The following is a 17,611-nucleotide window of genomic DNA, read 5'->3' on the forward strand; positions in this document are numbered from 1 at the left end:
TTTATTAGAATTTATTCATATCAAAAAGTGTAATCTGAGCACTTTCTGGGATGTGACTTAGAATTCCATTTTCAGCTAAATTCTTAATAGCAGACTGACCTAAGCCACTACGTGTCATTAAATCTTTATGACTCTTGAATTCTCCATTACCATCAGATCTTGCTTCAACTATATTATTTGCCATTGTGGTACTGATAGAGTTAATTGAGTTTAATGCAGGCATAATATGCTTATCGTCAATGACTTTAAACCTTCTGGCATTTGCTTCTTCTATATCAATTTCTGCAAAACTAATTCCTCTAAGCATCATCTCTTCTACTAGCTCAATTATATAGTAGATTTTTTGCTCCCTATCTGTAAGTTGGTGGAAATTCTTTCTCATTGAGGCTCGCATATTTGTGATCTTTTCTAATGGTTGATTCATTAGTGCATAATCAAATTCATCAGCTCTTACACTGAAAAATGCAGCATAGTATGTAGCTGGCTGATGCACTTTAAACCAGGCAATTCTCAAAGCAGAAATAACATAAGCTGCTGCGTGAGCTTTTGGGAACATGTATTTAATTTTTTTACATGATTCAATGTACCACTCAGGAACATTATTTTCTATCATCATTGCCTCATGTTCAGGTGTTAACCCTTTACCCTTACGAACTTTCTCCATTATTTGGAATGATGCAAATGGATCGAGACCCCAAGCTATTAATGAAGTCATAATACCATCACGACAACCTATAACTTCATCCAGTGTACAAGTACCTGAACGAATAAGATCTTGAGCGTTATTTTGCCAGACATCAGTACCATGAGATAAACCCATAAGCTGAACTAAATCAAAGAAGCTGCTAGGATTAGTCTCCTTGATCATATCTCTAGCCATTAAAGTACCCATTTCAGGAATACCCAAGGTCCCACAGTTATCTGGTGTTGTTCCTAATGGAATTCCTAGTACCTCGGAGCTCTCAAATATACGCATAACATCTTTGTCAGGTACAGGGATACTCATAATATCTAGACCACTAATATCACTCATAACTTTAAGAACTTGGGGGTCATCGTGACCTAGAATATCCAATTTAAGTATAGTATCGTGCATTGAGTTAAAGTCAAAATGAGTCGTGGTCATCGCAGCATCAGTATTATTTGCAGGATATTGTATTGGGGTGAAATCGAAAATCTCTCTGTCTTTAGGGATAACAACTACACCACCAGGGTGTTGACCAGTACTTCTCTTAATACCGTTTAAACCCAGAGCTAGTTTTTCTGCTTCTGCTTTAGTCATAAAAGTGTCTGTTTTCTCTGCATAATTTCTAACTAGACCTATGGCATTTTTCTCAGCGTAACTAGTGATAGTACCTGCTCTGAATGTATGGCTAGCACCAAACATATCAATAATAAACTGATGGGCAAAAGGCTGATACTCACCAGAAAAGTTCAAATCAATATCAGGTTCTTTGTCACCATTAAATCCTAGGAAGGTTTCGAATGGTATATTTTGCCCTTCACCAAATAATAATTCAGAACATTCTGGGCAGCTTTTTTCTGGCAGGTCAAAGCCTGATCCATAAGCATTAGGATCAGTAAATTCTGAGTATTTACAATTATGACAGACATAATGAGGTGGTAATGGATTAACCTCAGTAATACCGCATAAGTAAGCTACAAAGGATGATCCAACAGATCCTCTAGAGCCGACAATATATCCATCCTCATTAGTGTGTTTAACAAGCTTATGAGAAATATAATACATAACACTGAAGCCATTATCTATTATAGAGCTTAGCTCTCTCTCCACCCTTGATGTGATAATTTCAGGTATACCATCCTTGCCATCATAAAGTTCATTACATCTATCCCAAGTAATTGATTTAACCTCTTGAGGTGCAGTTTCAATTTCAGGTGGATAGTTACTTGGAGGAAATGGCAAAATATCCTCACTAACTTGTGCTGCTATTTTATTAGTATTTGTAACAACAATTTCGTAAGCCAAGTCATCATCTAGATAGTAGAATTCTTTAAGCATTTCTTCAGTAGTACGTAGATAAAGTACAGTTGGGTTCTCGTTGGTATCAAAACCTGCCGATGCTTGTAGAATTTCTCTATATATAACATCTTCTTTGTTTAAAAAGTGCGCATCACAAGTAGCAACAACCATTTTGCCACAGAGTTCAGCTAGATAAAGAACAAGTTTATTCAGGTTGATAATATCCTCTAGACTGTCTACATAGTTATTTGGTTTATCTAACATAAATAGGTTATTACCCAAAGGTTGAATTTCTAAATAATCGTATATTGCCATTTTTTCTTGAATATTAAGATCATTTTTTAATATTTCTTTGGATTTTTCAAAGTCACCTTCTGTTTCTATGTAAATTTGTCTAATTCGTCTTAGAGCTTGTCCTGCTTCACAAGATGTTCCCAAGAACATTCCTTGTCTTAAATATTTTATTAAGCTCTTAGGCATTCTAGGACGATTCTTAAAATATCTGACATGAGATTCAGATATTAATCGATAAAGATTATATAGTCCTAGTGCATCCTGTACCAAGATAATTCCATGATATGGTTTGTTCTTGTATTCAGTAACTTTTGCAAAGCTGTCTTGTCCTGCAAGAATATTTAACTCTCTAAGTGGTATAAAATCATGTTTTTCCCATACCTTTATAAAAGTTAATGCACTTGAGTAATTACTGCGATAAACCTCAGGAAGTTCTTCTGCCGTTGCAAAGTCTTCTTTAGGTATTGCACTTACTTCTTCTGCAAATATTCTTTTAACTGAAGGTATATCAATAAATGTAGGATTAAACTTATCTCTTGGGTCGTCATAATTCGGAGTTCTATATGCTTCGTAGCGCAAGAAACCTAATATATCAAGACCTTGCTCTGAACTGACAGCAGCATCCCCAATAAAATCGTGAAGCATTGATACAGCTTCCAAAGATTTTGGTGCAGTTTCAATGTCTTCTTTCTTTATATTCAACTCAGATAACATTTCTGGATTTAAGTCAATTTCAGGATTAAAATATGTCATGAATCTATTTCCAGCTTCAAATGTGCTACTATTTGCTGAGCGAACAAACTCTAAAGCATAACAAGCCAGAATTCTGTCTGTTTTGACATTGTCACCAGTAGTTATAATGCGAACATCAACAATTCTAGAATCTATATCAAGATCTCTAAATCCATAGGCAACAGCATCTCCATCGTCCATGAAGTAAATTTCACAGCCGTAAATAAGCTTCATTTGGCTTCCTTGTGCTCTTAGTTTAGCTAATTGATCAGCAGCTTCTGGATAGGCTTGTACAACCCCATGATCGGTAATTGCTACAGCAGGCATGTTGAAACTATCTGCAAGATTTATAAGGTCACGAGTTCTACTAATACCATCACGTTCACTGAGGTTTGTGTGCATGTGCAATTCAACACGTTTAACTGGGGCATTATCTTTTCTAGGTACAGGTCCTTCCGCTAACTCAATACCACGAACAAAACCTTGTAGATCTTTAGTGAACTTACCGTCGTAACTAACATCTAAATCTGCACGTACGTAGACACCATCTTTTACTTTGTCATGAAAACTCTCAGCTTGAGCAGGATCATTCAAGAAAAGTAGGCATGTTAAAGCACCGGATTCACCATGAATTGCAAACTTAATTAAAACTCTAGTGTTATTACTTACTAATTTCTCTTCGTAAAATGCAACTTTACCATAAACACTTACCCTACCTGACTCTGAGTCTAAAGTACGTAAGTCTTTAATTAATTCAAGTCTTGAATCTAATCTTCCGTATACATGATTCGGTGATCTTCTAAAAGAATTCTTTTTATTGTCTTTTTGAGACGAATTAGATTTATTTCTCTTTGAACTATTAGTATTTGTTGGCAACTCATTATCCTCAGCATTTTTGTCACCTGGAATTGTTTTGACTTCAATAACTTCAGAGATGAGATCACCATGTTCATCAATTTTTTTGATAACTTTTTTACTACCAGCAAGTAAGTCTTCTTCAATACTTTGATTATATTGCTCACGCGTGAAGTTATAAAAAGACTCTTCTCTTAAATTATTGAAAATAGAAGTAGCAGAATCTCTTTGATTGTCTACATTTATGTCTAACTGTACTTCAATACCTAATCTATTAAGGTAGAAATCCTCGATAAGTTTGCAGTTATCAGGGCTGAAAATTTTTCTTTGAGCTGCACTAACACTCAATTGTATTAAATTAGATTTTGATTTAGCTTTAATATCATTAAGCAATAGTGAGAATACAGCAAAATCTTGATGAATCATGTATTCCCCTGCCCATGGTAAAAAACTAGCAAGAAAATTATCTGACAACATTAGTTCTTTGTGTAAGTTTAAACATAGGTTTACACTAGTAACCTTTAGGTACTTTGATAAGATTTTTTCAGATGCTATTAAAGTCTCACTTGCAACACTGCTATAAGAATTAATATAAATATTGCATGAATTACCTGCAACAACAAAGCGACTAATTGAATGTGACCATTCTTTTAGCTTTTCAATAAGACCATGATTGAGATTGGATTTATTTTCATATTTATTTACAGGAAAAGTATTGCTTTGCTCAGCTAAAATATTGATCAAAATATCTAATGTTTGATTGCCACCAGTATTTCTTTCTTCTTTTAGCATTTCTATTTAAATATCCTTCCTATATCAATTCCTAATGCAAATACAAACAATAACATAAAAATAACTAAACCAATAATGGTAATTATATTTTCTGCTTTTACACTTAAACGCTTACCACGTATTTTCTCTACTAATAATAATGCTAACTGTCCACCATCCATAGGTACAATTGGGATAAGGTTTGCAATACCTAGAGCCAATGATATTGAAGCAAATAGTGATAATAAGTTTAATAGTTTAATACCAAGATTGACACTTGATTGAGTCGCAACGGTACCCAAAGTACTTATTATACCCACCGGACCAGTCAAAGCATCACTAGCAGGAAGATTTCCTGTTATGACTTTTCCTAGAATTGCACCAGTACCTTTGGTATAAGACCACATATAACTTATTGCGTGAGGCACAATACCTAAGGCATTATTGTTCTTCTCTAGTTCTAGGCCTAAAGGTAATATATTTTCTGCTTCAGCTAATTTAATATTAAGTGAAACAGTGTCTGAACCACGTAATACCTTAATATCTACAGAGCCTCTTTCTCCATGTTTATGCAATAAACTTTGCATATTGTCTGCAGTAATTTTTTCGCCCTCTACTTCTAGAAGCTTATCACCAAGTACAAATTTACTAGCGTCAGGATTGAAGTTTTTATCAATCTTTGCAATCGATAGACTATTATCTTCATCTAGATTAAGCTGAACACCTAATTTATAAGTCTTTTCAGTTTTTGGTTCGATATTATAAGTTTTAATTTCTCCATTAGGAGTCTTTGTTTTTATAGTAAAATTTTCTTTTGCATCAATAAATGATGAAGAAATTCTTAAGTCAAAGTCTGTGTTTACCTTATAATTATTAAACTCCAAGACTTCTTCACCAGCTTGTATTCCTGCAGAGGTTGCTAAACTGTTGGTATCTACTGATTCAATTGTAGTAGTAAAAAATCCATTAATTGAGAATAATAAAATAAAAGCTATAAATGCCGCTATTAAATTAGAAAAAGGACCTGCAAGCATTGTAAGTGCACGTTTCCAAATTGCTTGTGAAAAAAAGTTTCCTTCTATATTTTGAGCAGCACCTTCTTCACTGTACTCACCAGCAAATTCTACAGATGCTCCAAGAGGAATAGCTTTAATTGAATAGCGCACACCTTTTCTTTCCCAAGATAAAAGTCTTGGACCCATGAATATACTAAACTCAACTACTTTGAATCCAAGTTTACGTCCAACAAAGAAGTGTCCTGCTTCATGAATTATTAAAATCAAGCTTAAAATAAGCAAACCAATTATTATGCCAAATAGTTTAGACATTATTTAACTCCATTCTAGGTAAATCAGTAAGTTAATTATTACTAGTAAGTTCTAGTGTTTCAAAAGATAGAAAACAATTGCTAATATTAAAGCAGTTGGTACTGAGAAAATAATACTATCAGTTCTATCTAATACACCACCATGACCAGGAAGAATATCACCAAAATCTTTTTGATCACACCAACGTTTTAAACTTGAAGCTAGCCAATCACCAAGTTGTGAACTAATACTCAGAATCAAACCTGCAACTAGGCCAAATAAACTACTCTTGCCAATGCTTTGTAATGGTGAATTCCCGGTGAAGAATATCATGAAATATATACAAGTGAATAATGTTCCTGCCAAAGTACCACCCCAGAATCCTTCCCAAGTTTTATGAGGACTTACTTTTGGAAGCATATGAGTTTTTCCAAGGTACTTGCCTGTAGCATATGCAGCAATATCAACAATCATAGGTGTTATTAGTGCCAATACTAACCAAATAAATCCATTTGGTACAGCAAAGGTAAATAATACTATAGAGACCATAGGAATAGCTACATAAAGTGCACTAGTATTCTCAGCAATTGCATGTGGAAGATGGTTAGGTCCTTTAAGCACAACTCTAATAACAACATTAAGTGTAGAAACTAAAACAAAAGCAATAATAAAAGTTAAGGCTCCATATGCTAACAACCAAATAAAATTAGTCTGCCAATTAGCATCAAGTGGTAGGTTACTATTATTCAGCAAGTACCAGTTAGTTAGATCTTTGTATTGCCACCAAATTATTGTTGGTGCAAGCATTGTAAAACTAGCTACAAGAATAGGAATATAATAAAGCGGTTTAAAATTTTTCCTAAGGGCATTTGTCAGCTCGATAGTCATTACTACTAGTAATAATGAACAAAAAGCAATAAAAATCCATCTTACCCAAATGGATGCAATAAAGAAAACACTGAACACTAAAAATAAAATTATTCCTGTTGAGTATCTCTTATTATCACTCTGTATATTAATTGGATTATCCATTATTTAATACCTCCATAACGTCTATCTCTATTATTAAAATCCCTAATAGCTTCTACTAGATTTTCTGGTTTGAAATCTGGCCAAAGTATATCGGAAACCCAAAACTCAGAATATGCTAATTGCCACAGTAAAAAGTTAGAAATTCGCATCTCACCACTTGATCGTATAATTAAGTCTGGATCAGGGACATCAGGAAGATAGAGGTAGTTGTGAAAGTTATCTTCGTTTATATCATTTAAACTAATGTCACCATTAGAATATGCTTTTGCTATTTCTTTAGCTGCATTGGCAATTTCTCTACGACCACCATAGTTAAAAGCAATAATAAACTGTAAGCCTGTGTTATTTTCACTTTGTTTTTCTGCTTTTTCAATAATACTCAAAGTAGCTTTTGGAATATTATTCTTGTCTCCTAAAATTCTAACTCTAATGTTTCCATCAACAATTTCTTTAATATATTTATTAAACATATTCTTTAAAAGAGACATTAGAAAATTAACTTCGCTTTTTGGTCTAAGCCAATTTTCAGTAGAAAAAGCATAAACTGTCAAATACTTGAGGTTTATTTTTCTGCAAAAATCAACAATGGAGTATAAAGTTTTAGCTCCTTCCAAATGTCCTTCAGAACGGCTCAACTCTCTCTGTTTTGCCCAACGTCCATTGCCATCCATAATCATGGCAATATGGTCAGGAACAATAATATCATCAAAAGACTCTAGATCTTCTGATCCAATTTGTTCACTATCAGAGTTTGATTTATTTCTATTAAAAAATGTTGAGATGAATTGATTTTCCAAAATTTTAATACCTGCTATCAAATGACCTTGCTGTAGTTTTAATTATAATAAATGCAGCCGTTCTAGCGGCTGCACTATATTATCGCCGTTAATTTGAATTAAATCTCCATTAATTCTTCGCTCTTAGACTTAACCTTTTCATCAACTTTTTCAGTATATTTATCAGTTAATTTCTGGATATTTTCTTCTGCTAAGCGTAGCTCATCTTCTGAGATCTCAGAGGATTTTTCTGCTTTCTTAGCTCTGTCTAAATATTCACGTCTAAGGTTACGTATTGAAATTTTAGCTTCTTCTCCAAGCTTATCAACTTGTTTTGTTAAGTCTCTACGTCTTTCCTCTGTTAGAGTTGGGAAATGTAGACGTAGGGCTGCGCCATCATTATTTGGGTTCAAGCTAAGATCTGAATTCAAAATAGCTTTTTCAATTTCTTCAAGAAGAGTTTTATCCCAAGGCTGAATTAATAATTGTCTTGGCTCAGGTACAGTAATTGAAGCTACCTGATTTAATGGAGTTGCTACTCCATAATAATCTACCGTAATTTGATCTAATACTCTAGGATTTGCTCTACCAGCACGAATATTATTAAGTTCATCCTGCAAAAAGTCTATACTTTTCTGCATTCTATCTTCATATTCTTTTGTATCATTAACATTAAAGTCTGCCATAACAACCTCCAAAATTTTAATCTTATAATGTTTATCAAAGTAAATTTTTGCTAAAAATCACCATTTTATATTGTTATAACTAACTGTTGACTAATGTTGCATTAACGTCTTTGCCTTGAGCTAGTTTAACTATATTATGTGGATCGGATAAATTAAATACTGCAATATCAATATCATTATCTCTACATAATGCAGCTGCAGTAGCATCCATAACTTTTAGGTTCTTTTGTAAGATTTCTTCATGAGTAACATTTCTATATAACTTGGCATCAGAGAATTTATTAGGGTCTTTATCAAATACACCATCAACATTTGTTGCCTTAAATATAATATCTGCATCAATTTCAGCAGCTCTTAAGGCAGCTCCTGAATCTGTTGAGAAGTATGGATTACCAGTTCCTGCTGCGAAAATAACAATTCTACCTTTTTCTAAGTGTCGAACAGCTCTTCTTCTAATGAAAGGCTCCATAATTTCTTTCATCTCTATAGCGCCTAATACTCTAGTTTTTTTGCCATGTTTTTCTATCATATCAGAGACGTATAGAGCATTCATGCATGTTGCTAGCATTCCAATATGGTCTGAAGTTACTCTTTCGATATCATTATTTTGGACACCTCTCCAAAAGTTACCGCCACCGACAACGATAGCAATTTCAGCACCTAAATCATGAAGATCACAGACACTTTCAATAATAGACTTAACTGTGTTTGAATCTATTCCTTTACTTAAATTTCCGGCCAAAGCTTCCCCAGATAACTTAAGTAGAATTCTATTATATTTTAAATTACTCATAGTTTACTCCTACTAGTTTGCTTATATAATCTTACCATAAAAAAACTCTCAAAATATCTGTTAATTGTTTATTTTAAAATTAGAAAAATTTGCACAAAAAAAGACATCTCTTTTTGTAAGAGATGTCTTGATAATTAAATTTTACTAACTACTTATTGCCTAATTGTTGTGCAACTTCTGCTGCAAAGTCAACTTCTTCTTTCTCAATACCTTCACCTAATTGGTATCTAGTAAATCTTCTGATAACTATATTTTCACCAATTTCAGCAATTTTTTCTGTTAATAGGTCTTGGATTGTTTTGTCTTCGTCTTTTACATAAGCTTGCTCTAATAAGCAATTTGTTGCGTAGAATTTTTCTAGTCTACCTTCAACAATTTTATCTACAACTTTTTCAGGTTTACCTTCATTCAAAGCTTCAGCTCTTGTAATTTCTCTTTCTTGTTCTAGTACTTCTGCTGGAACTTCTTCTCTGCTTACCCATTTTGGATTCATAGCAGCAATTTGTAGAGTAACATTGTGTACGAAGTCGAGGAAGCTTTCATTTTTAGCAACGAAGTCTGTCTCTGAGTTTACTTCAACAAGAACACCAACTTTACCACCAGCGTGGATGTAAGCATCTATTACACCTTCTGCTGCAACTCTTGAAGATTTTTTAGCTGCTTTAAGAATACCATTCTCTCTTAGCCAAATTTCTGCTGCTTCGATATCACCATTAGTTTCTACCAAAGCTTTCTTGCTGTCCATCATACCTGAACCAGTACGGTCACGTAATTCTTTTACTAATTTTGCTGTAATCTCTGCCATATATACCTCCTATGTATAGTAATTTTTAGTTTAACTTTTAAATGAATCTTAGATTTTACGAAAATTATTCTTCATCATCAGAATACTCATCATCTTCGTATTCTTCTTCATCTTCGTAATCTTCAAAATCTTCTGAATCATCACCTTCGTTAGCCATTAATTCTTCATCAGCGATTGCTTCTTCATTATCTTGGAAACCTTGTCTACCTTCGATAACTGCGTTAGCCATTACACCAGCGATTAATTTAATAGCACGAATTGCATCATCGTTTCCTGGGATAACGTAATCTGTAACTTCAGGGTTACAGTTTGTATCTACAATTGCAATGATAGGGATATTTAGTTTTTGAGCTTCTTTTACTGCGATATCTTCATGTTCTGTATCTACGATGAATAATGCATCTGGTAGACCATTCATGTCTTTGATACCACCTAAGTTTTTCTCTAGTTTTTCACGTTCTAGTAATAGACCTGAAACTTCTTTCTTTGGTAGAAGATCAAATGTACCATCTTCTTCCATTTGCTCTAATTCTTTAAGACGTGCAATTCTCTTTTTGATTGTTGTGTAGTTTGTTAAAGTACCACCCAACCAACGGTTGTTAATGTAGTATTGACCACATCTTTCAGCTTCTTCACGAATTGCGTCTTGAGCTTGTTTCTTTGTACCTACAAATAGGATTTTTCCATTGTTTTCTGCGATAGAACGTACATAATCATATGCTTCTTCTACCATCTTGATGGATTTCTCTAAATCGATGATGTGAATACCATTACGCTCTGTATAGATGTATGGTTTCATCAAAGGATTCCATCTTTTTGTTTGGTGTCCAAAATGTACACCAGCTTCCAACAATTGTTTCATTGATATAACTGACATATTCTCTACCTCCTGTTATGCCTCCATAGTCTGTAAAAAAATATTACGTTTTAAATTTACGCACAGGACAACAGACTATGTGTGTAATAATCGCTAAGCATGATATCACAGAAGAAAACTTATAGCAAGCCTATTATTATGCTAATTTGAGTAGTTTTCTTCTGATATAAAATTGATATTTTATAAAAATAAATTGGATTAAGCACCATAGAATTCTTTAACTTCATCAAAGTTTATAGTAATGCTTTCATCATCCAAGATGAATGTTGGGATACCTACTGCACCACGTTCTTTAACTGGCTTATAGATATCCATACTATCTCTCAATTTAAGAAATTCCTTTAGATTCTTTGTTTTAGCTAGATCTAAAAACTCATAAGTAATACCTAATGAATCTAATTCTTCTTTCGCGCTTATACAATTTGAACAATCTTGAGTTCCATAAATAATCATATTTCTTTCTCCTTTGTAAAAATTTATTTTATATTTAGAATTTTATCATTAATAATTTTTAATAATGTATCTTGGATAAAGTAAAATATTAATCTTTTGCGAATCTTTTGTGTTTTAGTAATGGATTTTGCTGAAAATAAAAAAGCTAGTAAAAAACTACTAGCTTTAACAATGGCGGAGAGCAAGGGATTTGAACCCTCGAAACGCTACTAACGTTTACACGAGTTCCAGTCGTGCGCCTTAAGCCACTCAGCCAACTCTCCAAAACCTAATTATTGTGCAAGAATCTTATCACAGTAAAAATTTATAGTCAATTATACTTCATCTTCAGCTTCTAGCACATGAGGATTTTTCGCAAAAAAGTCTTCTAGAACATCTCTAGCTGATGCAGTATCTTTAGTGTCCATTAAAGCAACTCGAAGGTCACTAGCACCCTTAAATTCTTTAATATAGATCTTATAAAACCTATTCAAAATTTTACTTAGTTGTTGCTCTTCCAAAGTTAACTTATCATAAGTGTCCAAGTGGTAATACAAAAGATCGATATATTCTTGGTAGGATCTTTCTCTGCCCTCAGTATCAAAAGCAAAAGGATTCTTAAATACACCTCTACCAATCATGATACCGTCAACACCATACTTTTGGTAAAGTTCCATTCCTGTTTTGTAATCAGGGATATCACCATTTATAGTAATTAGTGTTTTAGGAGCAATTTCATCTCTGAGCTTTATTATTTCAGGTATTAATTCCCAATGAGCAGGAACTTTACTCATTTCCTTTTTAGTTCTTAAGTGTATTGCTAGATTAGCAATATCTTGTTCAAGGATATGACTTAACCATGGTTTCCATTCAGAAATTTTAGAATATCCGAGTCTAGTTTTTACACTAACTGGCAGACCTGAGATTTTTGAAGCTTGAATAATTTCAGCAGCTTCATCTGGTCTCTTAATTAAGCCTGCACCTCTACCGTTTTTTACTACATTTTTAGCAGGACAACCCATGTTAATATCGAAGCCTTTGAATCCTCTTTCGGCCATACCAATACTCATAGCTGAGTAAGTGTCTGGATTATCACCCCAAACATGTGCTACCATAGGCTGCTCATCATCTGTATAGAACAATCTACCGTTTAAGCTATCTCTACCCTCAGAATGCACGTAACTTAAGCTGTTTGTAAATTCAGTAAAAAAAACATCTGGTCTAGCAGCTTTTGCAATTACATGACGAAAAACTGAATCAGTAACATCTTCCATAGGTGCAAGTACAAAAAAAGGTTTAGGTAAATTTTTCCAAAAATTATCGTTCATATTTTTTCCTTAAAATTGTATGTGATCATCATTAACTTATTAGTTATTAGTTTCTACTGTCCTATTATCTACAGAAAGTGGTTTCTTAGTTCTGCTGTAAGTGATCAAGTAAATGGTGCATGCTATCCATATTACTGGTTCTGTGAAATACACAACATTATAACCAAAACTAGGTATAAGTATAAACCCAGATACTATCTTGAAAGCTAACTCGATGCCACTTGAAACTAATGCAGCAGCTCTTTTTCCTACACCTTGTAACGCAGTTCTATAAATTATAAATATTGTTAATGGTACAAAACAGCTTGCGTGTGTTAGGAAATTAAATGATGCTACATTAATGATTTCTGGATTAGATGTATCTGTTATTAAGACAACAAATTGCTTACCAAAGAAAATTGCAACAAGTAATGTAAATGCAGACCAAATAAATCCTAGATATAGAGATTTTCTATTACCTTCTTCAATTCGGTCCATTCTACCTGCTCCCCAGTTTTGGCTGATGAAAGTTGAGTTAGCAGTTGCAATGGATGATATAACCATAACAAACATGATAATAATTCTTCTAGAGGCTGCATGAGCTGTAATAATTACATCACCTAGATTATTGACAGCACTTGAATAAATTACAGAACCAAGATCAATAAAGCTAAACATTAGTGCCATAGCAAAACCACTAGACAGTAGTTCTTTTATAGTTGCAGCTTCAAATTTCCAATCTTCTTTGTAAGGTAAATAGACTCTATAGCTTCTATATACATTAATTCCAGCAAGAACCGCTGAAATACCTTGAGAAACTACAGTTGCAATAGCTGCACCAGCTATGCCCCATTTAAAAACTACAACAAACAGTAAGTTTAGAATGATATTTAATATTGTAGAAATAATTAAATAGAATAGTGGTGACTTAGAATTACCAAAAGCTCTCATAATTCCGGCAAACATGTTATACATAATTGTGGTTATCATACCTATTGTAAGTATAATAATATAAATATATGCATCATCAAAAATAGCCTCAGGAACATTCATCATTTTTAGTATTGGTTTCATAAAAACTGATGATAATACTGATATTACCAAGGTAATAATAAGGTTAAGAGAAATAGTTGAAGCTATACTTTTTCTAAGTTGTTCTAAGTTATCGGAACCGAAATTATTGGCAATATTGATTGCAAATCCATTGTTTAAACCAATAGAGAAATTAATAATCAATCCAGCTAAAGCTGAGGTGGCTCCAACCGAAGCAATTGCATGATCACCAATTGAGTAACCCAATACAACTGTGTCAAATATGGAATATAACTGCTGAAATATATTACCTATGAATAAAGGTATAGCAAATTTTAATAATAATTCTAGGACATTGCCCTTGGTCATATTTTTGGTTTGCATGTCTTCCCTAATTTTCCCTTTTCTTTTTTATTTTTTACTCGGATAAAAACAAAATCGAGATACATTCTAGCAGAGATTAAAAAATATTGAGAGTCATTTTAACAATTACATTGCCCTGGATTACATTGGCAAATAATTTCCTCAGGTGCAGATATTGCTTTTGCTTCTAATGTTTTGATTAATTCTGCTATATCCGTTTTTGATAATTCAATATTGTTTAGAAGATTATTTAGTAAATCTCCGTATTTCTTTGTACATGCATTGTTGAATATTGAAATTAACTCATTTGCTAAGTGAGTAGGTTCAGATATATTTGAAAAATAAAGATACTTATTTCCCTCTGCTTCTACTCTGAGATAGGATTTATTTAATAGCCTATTTAAAAGAGTTTTGATAGTAGCAGGTTTCCAATCAAAATCAGGTGATAAGTTCTGTATTATTTGAGAACTTGATAAACCCTCGTGAGCCCAAATAACTCGCATGACTTGCCATTCTGCCTCTGACATATTACTTTCAATTTTATTTAAGTTTGTATCCATTGATAATACTCCAATTTTATTCTAAATCTAAGCTCATAGCGTTAATAGCTACTATTATAGTTGATAAAGACATTAATATTGCACCTATTGCTGGGGTTATAGTAATTCCTGCCCAGGCTAAAGCTCCGGCTGCTAGTGGTATTGCTATGAAATTATATCCAGCTCCCCAGAATAGATTTTGCTTAACTTTTCTCTGAGTATTATGAGAAAGTTTAATAAATGATTCAAGATCATTAGGCTCTGAGTTTAGTAGGATAACATCAGCTGAGTCAAGTGCAACTTTAGTACCAGTGCCAATTGCTACACCAAGGTCAGCTAACTTTAACGCTGGGGCATCATTGACACCATCTCCTAACATAATAACCTTCTTGCCCTCAGATTGAAGTTTCTGAATTAATGCATATTTATCTTCAGGAGTTTGTTGAGCTAGGTACTTAATACCTAATTTATCTGCTACTGATTTAGCAACAGCCTCATTATCACCAGTAGCCATAATAATCTCTAGATCATTTTCTTTAAGGCTTTTAATTAAAGAGTATGAGCTTTCTTTAATTTGATCACCAAGAGAGATAATTGCAATCGCCTCGTTGTCTTTGGTCAAAACAGAGCTTGTATACGCTTCATCGTTGCTTAACTCTAAACTCTCATCATATAAATTATCTTTGAAAGAGTTTAAACTTATTAATTCGTAGTTTGAGTTCTTATATTTACCAGTAACTCCCTTACCTTTAATGATTTCACTTGAGTCGAATTGAGCTACCTTAATATTATTATCTTCTGCATATTTAATTATAGCTTGAGCAATGGGGTGACTAGATCCAGACTCAATACCTGCTAATAAACCATATATTTCTGTTTCGTTATAATTATCATTTAGAATTTCTAAGTCCATTATTTTGAACTTACCATCGGTTAGAGTTCCTGTTTTGTCTAGGACTATAACGTTTGATTTTTCGGCGATATTATAAGCTTCTCTATTTTTTAGTAAAATACCATGCTTAGCACCTAATGAAGAAGATTTAGCCATTACAAGTGGTATAGCCAAGCCTAAGGCATGTGGGCATGCAATAACTAAGGTTGTTACCATGTACATAATACCTGTAGGAAAATCAGCAACAAAACTCCATGCAATTAATGAAACCGATGCAGCAAAAATAGATATGTAGAATAAATATCCTGAAATTTTATTGGCTGAATTTTCACCGCGAGAGCCTTGTTTTTGGGCTTCTTTTAATAGATTTTTGATCTGATAAATATAAGATTTATCTTGTTCTGAATTAACTTGAATTTTTATCCTATTATCACCATTAGTTGATCCAGCAATGACTTGGTCTCCTATAGTCTTATAAACTGATTTGCTTTCACCAGTTAATAAAGCTTCGTTGATTCTGGTCTCACCTTCAATAATTTTTGCATCGGCTGGAATCCCTTCTCCAGATTGCACTTCAAGTATATCGCCAACTTGAATATCTGAAATATTAATTTTTTTGATAGTATTATCATTTTGAACTAAACGTGCAGATTTTGGTAAAAGTTCTAACAGAGAATCTTCAGCATTTCCAGCTTTTCCTACAGCTTTCATTTCCAACCAGTGTCCTAATAACATAATTAATATTAGTGAAGCAAATTCAAAGAAAAAATCCATAACTTCAACATTTGAAGTGTAACGAAGAATAACAGCAAACACGCTGTATATATAAGACACAGATAGTCCGAGTGAAACTAAGGACATCATGCCTGGAAATTTTTGCTTAAACTCAGAAATTAAACCACTAAAAAATGGCTTGCCCCCTATAAATAAGAGTAATGTAGCGAGTACAATTGCTAATATATCTGAATATGGGAAGGTAAGCTGAAATGGTAATTTCATCCCCATCATTGGAGAAATAAGCATTAATAAAATTCCTGGAATAAGTGAAATTAGGAATAATTGTTTAAAATTTCCGTGGTGGCTGTGGTCATGGTGATCATGGTGATCGTGGTGGTTGTGGTGGTTGTGATGGTTATGTTGATCGTGATCTGTATGATTCGCATGATGATCATGATTAATATGCTCATTGTGCTTAGCGTTAGCGTGCTTTGCAGTGTCTTCTTGAGTATTAGAAAAGTGTTTCATTTTATATTTACCTTACCTTTTTTATTAATTCTGCTAGTATTCTACAAAACGTTTACAAGTGTAAACGTAACGAGTGATACACATTTTATTTGGAACTTTTGTTGATTAAGCAGTGAAACTTAACTAAAAAATGACCCTTTTACTTGACTTTTAAGTCCAAGTAAAAGGGTCACATAGCTTTTGGGGGCAGTTTAATTTTGAGCTTACTCTAACTAATACTGCTCTTATATATTGTCAAATTCATTTGAAGATAATTCGATTTTTAATGCTCTTTCAGCTTTATTTTTTAAATTGTCTATCTTCTTTCCTAAGGTATTTAAAAAAGGTAACCAATTTATAAACAATGCCAGACTTAGTCCAATAACTGTATCTATAGTTCTAAAAAATGCATATTCAGCTGGATTTTCATATGCTGATCCTAGAGTGATTAGCACATATACAATGCAAGCAATTAGTACAGAACTTTTACTCCTTAGAAATAGTAATAACTTGATCAAAGGTATGCAAAGTAAACTTATAAGGAAAATATATATAATTGATGTTTTCTCTATGTTGAAATGAATAAGTAAACTTATAGTCAAATACGCATAGACACCTGCTATAAAAGTACCTTTTATTCTACTTAAAGATTTCTGTAATGAGGATTTAAAATCAACTTGCATTCCAACAACTACAGCAATAGCAGCGTGAGTTATATTATTTCTAGATAATGGGGTTAAGGAAAAAATCAAGGAAATAATAAATAATCCCAATGCTGTTTTTAGAATTCTCATACCAGGAATAAGTAGTATAGCTTGATATTTAATTTTTTCTATAAATGTTAGTTCAGTTTTTTGGTCCATATCTTCTCCATTTTTTATCACCAGAATTGGATGTCAGCTAGGACTTA

Annotated in this window: 14 protein-coding genes and 1 tRNA gene; all 15 read right to left on the reverse strand. The window is 33.1% G+C overall.

Annotation, left to right across the window (positions count from 1 at the left end):
* Positions 1-4: 4 nt before the first annotated feature.
* The 15 genes from C5Q98_RS02545 to C5Q98_RS02615 all read right to left on the reverse strand — a co-directional run bounded on the left by C5Q98_RS02545 (position 5) and on the right by C5Q98_RS02615 (position 17,564).
* A complete protein-coding gene (locus tag C5Q98_RS02545) occupies positions 5-4,657 on the reverse strand; it encodes a PolC-type DNA polymerase III (RefSeq protein WP_106012163.1) in 4,653 nt (1,550 codons plus the stop codon).
* A gap of 2 nt (positions 4,658-4,659) precedes the next feature.
* Positions 4,660-5,964: an RIP metalloprotease RseP gene (gene rseP / locus C5Q98_RS02550; RefSeq protein ID WP_106012164.1), complete on the reverse strand. Its 1,305-nt coding sequence runs from the start codon at positions 5,962-5,964 to the stop codon at positions 4,660-4,662.
* A gap of 51 nt (positions 5,965-6,015) precedes the next feature.
* Positions 6,016-6,975 (reverse strand): phosphatidate cytidylyltransferase, encoded by a 960-nt coding sequence (locus C5Q98_RS02555; protein WP_106012165.1) that lies wholly within the window; start codon positions 6,973-6,975, stop codon positions 6,016-6,018.
* Positions 6,975-7,757 carry an isoprenyl transferase gene (locus C5Q98_RS02560; protein WP_106013063.1) on the reverse strand — a complete coding sequence of 261 codons (783 nt, stop codon included), beginning with the start codon at positions 7,755-7,757 and terminating at the stop codon, positions 6,975-6,977. Before C5Q98_RS02560 ends, C5Q98_RS02555 begins: the two co-directional genes overlap by 1 nt.
* A 113-nt stretch (positions 7,758-7,870) precedes the next feature.
* Positions 7,871-8,437 (reverse strand): ribosome recycling factor, encoded by a 567-nt coding sequence (gene frr / locus C5Q98_RS02565; protein ID WP_106012166.1) that lies wholly within the window; start codon positions 8,435-8,437, stop codon positions 7,871-7,873.
* 79 nt (positions 8,438-8,516) lie between these two features.
* Complete coding sequence (pyrH, locus tag C5Q98_RS02570) at positions 8,517-9,230, reverse strand: UMP kinase (RefSeq protein ID WP_106012167.1); 714 nt, start codon at positions 9,228-9,230, stop codon at positions 8,517-8,519.
* Positions 9,231-9,378: 148 nt separating this feature from the next.
* On the reverse strand, positions 9,379-10,035 hold the full coding sequence (gene tsf, locus C5Q98_RS02575) for a translation elongation factor Ts (RefSeq protein WP_106012168.1): 657 nt from the start codon (positions 10,033-10,035) through the stop codon (positions 9,379-9,381).
* Between the two features lie 64 nt (positions 10,036-10,099).
* On the reverse strand, positions 10,100-10,912 hold the full coding sequence (gene rpsB / locus C5Q98_RS02580; RefSeq protein ID WP_106012169.1) for a 30S ribosomal protein S2: 813 nt from the start codon (positions 10,910-10,912) through the stop codon (positions 10,100-10,102).
* A 198-nt stretch (positions 10,913-11,110) separates the two neighbouring features.
* The gene (locus C5Q98_RS02585; protein ID WP_106012170.1) at positions 11,111-11,365 is read right to left on the reverse strand and encodes a glutaredoxin domain-containing protein; all 255 of its coding nucleotides are present in this window, start codon (positions 11,363-11,365) and stop codon (positions 11,111-11,113) included.
* Between the two features lie 172 nt (positions 11,366-11,537).
* Positions 11,538-11,628 (reverse strand) — tRNA-Ser (locus C5Q98_RS02590).
* Positions 11,629-11,679: 51 nt separating this feature from the next.
* Positions 11,680-12,672 carry a tRNA dihydrouridine synthase gene (locus tag C5Q98_RS02595; RefSeq protein WP_106012171.1) on the reverse strand — a complete coding sequence of 331 codons (993 nt, stop codon included), beginning with the start codon at positions 12,670-12,672 and terminating at the stop codon, positions 11,680-11,682.
* Between the two features lie 39 nt (positions 12,673-12,711).
* Positions 12,712-14,067, reverse strand: a complete 1,356-nt coding sequence (locus C5Q98_RS02600) for an MATE family efflux transporter (protein ID WP_106012172.1) — start codon at positions 14,065-14,067, stop codon at positions 12,712-12,714.
* 98 nt (positions 14,068-14,165) lie between these two features.
* Complete coding sequence (locus C5Q98_RS02605) at positions 14,166-14,606, reverse strand: CopY/TcrY family copper transport repressor (protein ID WP_106012173.1); 441 nt, start codon at positions 14,604-14,606, stop codon at positions 14,166-14,168.
* Between the two features lie 16 nt (positions 14,607-14,622).
* Positions 14,623-16,722, reverse strand: a complete 2,100-nt coding sequence (locus tag C5Q98_RS02610; protein ID WP_106012174.1) for a copper-translocating P-type ATPase — start codon at positions 16,720-16,722, stop codon at positions 14,623-14,625.
* A gap of 224 nt (positions 16,723-16,946) precedes the next feature.
* On the reverse strand, positions 16,947-17,564 hold the full coding sequence (locus C5Q98_RS02615; RefSeq protein WP_106012175.1) for an FUSC family protein: 618 nt from the start codon (positions 17,562-17,564) through the stop codon (positions 16,947-16,949).
* Between the last annotated feature and the right edge of the window lie 47 nt (positions 17,565-17,611).

This window comes from Fastidiosipila sanguinis, assembly GCF_002998295.1.
GTDB lineage: Bacteria > Bacillota > Clostridia > Saccharofermentanales > Fastidiosipilaceae > Fastidiosipila > Fastidiosipila sanguinis.